Annotated in this window: 4 protein-coding genes and 1 pseudogene; all 5 read left to right on the top strand. The window is 27.0% G+C overall.

Annotated features, from left to right (window positions below; genetic code table 11):
* Window positions 1-460: 460 nt before the first annotated feature.
* Entirely contained in the window at window positions 461-1,093 is a 633-nt protein-coding gene (locus CQA44_RS11140; protein WP_115547302.1) for a hypothetical protein, read from the top strand.
* Window positions 1,093-1,518, top strand: coding sequence for a hypothetical protein (locus CQA44_RS11135; RefSeq protein ID WP_115547301.1), 426 nt, complete (start codon window positions 1,093-1,095; stop codon window positions 1,516-1,518). The genes CQA44_RS11140 and CQA44_RS11135 overlap by 1 nt, the downstream gene beginning before the upstream one ends.
* A gap of 345 nt (window positions 1,519-1,863) precedes the next feature.
* Window positions 1,864-2,505 carry a hypothetical protein gene (locus CQA44_RS11130; protein ID WP_115547300.1) on the top strand — a complete coding sequence of 214 codons (642 nt, stop codon included), beginning with the start codon at window positions 1,864-1,866 and terminating at the stop codon, window positions 2,503-2,505.
* Window positions 2,505-4,394, top strand: coding sequence for a hypothetical protein (locus tag CQA44_RS11125; protein WP_115547299.1), 1,890 nt, complete (start codon window positions 2,505-2,507; stop codon window positions 4,392-4,394). Before CQA44_RS11130 ends, CQA44_RS11125 begins: the two co-directional genes overlap by 1 nt.
* Window positions 4,395-5,057: pseudogene (locus CQA44_RS11120) on the top strand (hypothetical protein); the annotation flags it as partial.

The raw sequence follows: 5,057 nt of genomic DNA, 5'->3' as shown, positions 1-5,057 counted from the left end.
ATAATGAAAAATTAGATAATAATAAATAATCTAATTTGGTTTAAAACACAATTTTATTAGTAGAAATAAAGAAAGTAATAAATTAAACAAAGTAAAGAACAAGGTAAATAATAATCTAATAATGCTAAGGAATCTTAAAGATTAAATTAAATATAAAATATAATAATAGATTTAAAAAATATGAGAATATAATTAACTAAATAAAAAATAAAGGAATATAGGGGTAAAAGATGAAAAACACAGAGATGATTAAAAGATTAAATGATAGGGTAAGGGTAATAAATGATTAAAAAACAAATGATAGGAATAAATAATGAAAAACATAAAGATGATTAAAAGATTAAATGATAGGGTAAGGATAATAAATGACAAACAAAGAAAAATTTAAAAACAAAAGATAGAATAAGGGTAATAAATGAAAAACAAACAAAAGATAGGAATAAAAAGGTAAGGTAAAAGAATGAAAATCTTTATTTTTATAGTAGTGAGTTTGGGTATATTACTCTTTCTTTCTTCTTGTGGATTACTTTATACAACTAAATATGATAAAGAAGCATTTGAATTAGCAGAGGAGTATGGGGGAATCTATGTCTTTGATAAAGAAATTAGAGATGAGATAAAGAAGTTGCAGGAGGAAGAAAGTAAGATGAAAATAGGTGTTGGTGACCCAAATTTTTTTGATAAAATAAAAGCTAGAACTGAAAAATATTCTACTCTCTCTAATGGTTGTAAGTATTTTATAGGAATTTTTGGTGATCGTGGTGATAAATTTGAACCTTATAAACCTTATTATGAAAAAATAAAAGAATATATGGGAGAAAAAGTATATAATAAATTAAGCTATGGTATTTTAACAACAAGCTATTATAAATGTGGTGATAAAGTAATACCCCTAACTTTTTATGTTAATGTTTATGGGACAAGAACAGATTATGGTCTATATGGATTTGATGAGGCAAATGGGGGATATAGATTTAGTGAAGATTCTTCGATTGAAGCTAATGCAGATAATATTTTTTATCTCATCAATGATAAATTTGTAAAAAGCAATCAAAAAATATCAGAAGAAAAAACAGGAAGAGGACTTTATTAATGACACCTAAAGAATTTATAGAAGAAGCAAAAGATTATGCAGATATAGCAGATGCAACCTATGCAATGCTGCATTACATTGATGAGAATGAAGAGATAGATTTTTTCTTAGACAAATTAAAAAGTGAGAATCCTAATCCTAAAATAAAACCTCCTGCTAGATGGATATATGCAGATGGAATAAAGCTAGGATATGAGATAAAAAAAGAAAATATCACAGAACAAGCAAAAGCAAATAAGCGTAAAATAGGACAACCTACTGCCTATGCTTTAGCAATAGAAGCTAGATTTAGTTATGGTGTAAGTATTAAAAAACCTAGTGAAGATAAAGAGAAGCCAATAGAAAATACAATCCAAAATTTCATAGATAGAAATAAAGAAAGTAATAAATTAAACAAAGTAAAGAACAAAGAAATAATAATCTAATAATGCTAAGGAATCTTAAAGATTAAATTAAATATAAAATATAATAATAGATTTAAAAAAATGAGAATATAAATTAACTAAATAAAAAATAAAGGAATATAGGGGTAAAAGATGACAAACAAAGAGATGATTAAAAGATTAAATGATAGGGTAAAGGTAGTAAATGATTAAAAAGCAAATGATAGGAATAAATAATGAATAATAAAGAGATGATTAAATGATTAAATGATAGGGTAAGGATAATAAATGACAAACAAAGAAAAATTTAAAAACAAAAGATAGAATAAGGGTAATAAATGAAAAATAAAGCAATGATAGGCAATAAAAATAAAAAGGTAAGGTAAAATGAAAATCTTTATTTTTATAGTAGTGGGTTTGGGTATATTACTCTTTCTTTCTTCTTGTGGATTACTTTATACAACTAAATATGATAAAGAAGCATTTAAATTATCAGAGGAGTATGGGGGAATCTATGTCTTTAATAAAGAAATTAGAGATGAGATAAAGAAGTTACAAGAGGAAGAAATTGCTAAAAGGAGATTGGTAGAAAACAACGACCCAGATTTTTATGAAAAAATGATAGCTTTAGAAAAGAAATATTCTATTCTCTCTAATGGTTGTAAGTATTTTATCAAAGAAGTAATTATAGGTGTAAAAGAGGATAAAAAAGAAGCCAAATTTGAACCTTACTACCAAAAAATCAAAGAATATATGGGAGAAAAGGTATTTAATAAACTAGATATTTACTTAACAAGCTACTATAAATGTGGTGATAAAGTAATACCCATAAGCTTCTTTATAAAAGCTTATGGGACAATAACAGAATATGGTCTATATGGATTTGATGAAGTAAATGGAGGATATAGATTTAGTAAAAAATCTTATTTTGGAGCTAGTGCAAATAATATTTTTTATCTTATCAATGATAAGTTTGTAAAAAGTAATCAAAAAATATCAGAAGAAAAAACAGAAGGAAGACTTTATTAATGACACCTAAAGAATTTATAGAAGAAGCTAAAGATTATGCAGATATAGCAGATGCAACCTATGCAATGCTGCATTACATTGATGAGAATGAAGAGATAGATTTTTTCTCAGACAAATTAAAAAGTGAGAATCCTAATCCTAAAATAAAGCCTCCTGCTAGGTGGATATATGCAGATGGAATCAAGCTAGGGTATGAGATAAAAAAAGAAAGTGCTAATAAATCTAGTCTAGCACAACAACTAATAGATGATAAAAAGATAAAAATAGGACAACCTACTGCCTATGCTTTAGCCATAGAAGCAAGATTTAGTCAGAATCTAACTATTAAAAAACCTAAAATTAATCAAGAAACAAATAAGATAGAGTATGAACAGGTAAAAATAGACAATAAAATCCAAAGCTTTATCAATCGGAATAAAAAAGATTTAGGTGTCGCAGACCAAACCCTCCTCGTAGCCACTACCAAAGAAAAACAAGAACAAGATAAACAAGAAAAAGAGTCTCCTAATAATCTCACCCATCACCTCTCTCCTCGCACTAAATTCTTTACTTCTCGCTTTAAGCTCCTACATCATCAACCCAATACTACTATAAGTGGATATTCTCATACTCTCTTTAAAGATACTCAAGCTAAAGATAAAGATGATACTTATATCTTAGCTTTTAGAGGCACAGAAACAAGTGGAAAAGAATTTTTTAAAGATATGCTTTTAACTGATGGCTTTATAACAATAGGAGTTGGTATCCCTCAAATCATCTCTTTAGTTAAATTTAGAAATGAAGTCTTAAAAGAAATACAAAAAGATATAAGAGATAATTCTTTTAAAATAAATGTAGTAGGACATTCACTAGGGGGACATTTAGCTCAAAGCTTTTGTATATTAAATAATGAAAATCTCATTTATAAACTTTATACTTATAATGCACCGGGATTTTTAGGGATTCTAGCAAGCTTATTAAATATCGCTATAAGAGTAATTAGATTAATTATAAAGCTTCTTATTCTTGGTGTAAAAAAGCTTTTTAATCTCTTAGGCTTTACAAGAAAGGTGATTGATAAATGTATCCAAACTTGTAATCCAAAAGATAATTTAGAAAATTACATAGAATATGCAGATACACTTAAACAAGGAATAGGAGAAGAAGAAATTGATTCTTTAGCAAATAAATCTAAAAAACTCTCTAAAGCAAAAACAAACATACAAATTCATCATATAGAAACTATAAAAAAACCTATACCTCGTGAAGAATCCTTTGCACGAGAATGGCAAGAGTTTGCAGAACCTACAATATCTTTTATTTCTGATTTAGGATATAAATATGGCTTAAATATACAAGATAAGTTTGATTATAGGAATACACAAAGATTACATTTATTACATATAGGTAAATTAGAATATTGGTATATTGGCACAAGTCATTTTATGGAAAGTATATTACAAACAATTTATTTTTATCATTATTTATTTCAATCACCAAGCAATCAAGACAAAAAACAGCTCAATGAAAGCATAGAAAAAACACTAGATTATCTTAACTCTTATTCCCAGATTCTTATAGAGCTTATTTATTATAATAAACTCATTAGAGATCCAAATGATAAAGAAAATCGTTTAGGTCAAGCTAAAGAACTTGATTTTAAAAATAACTATCTTAGTATCTACCAAAATGAGATTTTACACACACTTATTAATAATAAAGAGAGAGCAGAAAAAGAATATCAATTTAATTTTCATAATGATAAGGAAATAATAAGACTAAAGAATATGGATTATAGCAGTTTTACTAAAAATGATGTTATCAATGTTTTTTTACTTTTAATGAGTGTAGGTATTTATACTAAAATCATAGATAAAAATGATATGGAATGTCTATTACAAGGTGCATAAATGAATAAATATAGAACACTCTATAAAGCTTTACCTTTTTGTATAGAAGACAAAGAAAAACAAGATATATTGGAAAAAGAAAATATTTATAAAACTTATAGCTATCAATCTAATTTTACAAATATTGCCTCATCTGATGACAACGAAGAATTTTTTAAAGCCAAACAAAAACAAGCAATCAATACACTTTATGATAAACAATGCACAAGTATGTATCTTAGAAAAACAAAGAAGAGGGGAATAGATTTAAACTCTATGAGCTCTACGCTCTATGTAGATACACAAGCAAAAGCAATTTATATCTTTGCAAATGATAAAGACTATATTGATTGTGATACAATCTATAAACAAATCAAACAAGAATGCAATTTACAAGAAAGCCTAGAGGAATTACAATCCTATACACCCTCTCTATTCTTAGATTCTCATCTCCTTTTAGGTGGAAAAGAATCTCCTAATCCTCTCTTCCAATACTTCTTTGGAGAATTAGAATCTAACTCATCTAATACCACATCTACTAACTCATCTTCATCTACTTCATCTACCACCTCCAATACCACCTCTTCTACCTCTAACTTAGATGAATCCCACCCTATCTACCACTTCTCTCCCAAAGATGAAGAAAATAATATTGGAACACTCCTTATCTTTTTAAACTCCTCT

The organism is Helicobacter sp. MIT 14-3879, from assembly GCF_003364125.1.
Note: the sequence above shows the minus strand (reverse complement) of the source record. Positions and strands in the feature narration are given on the sequence as shown.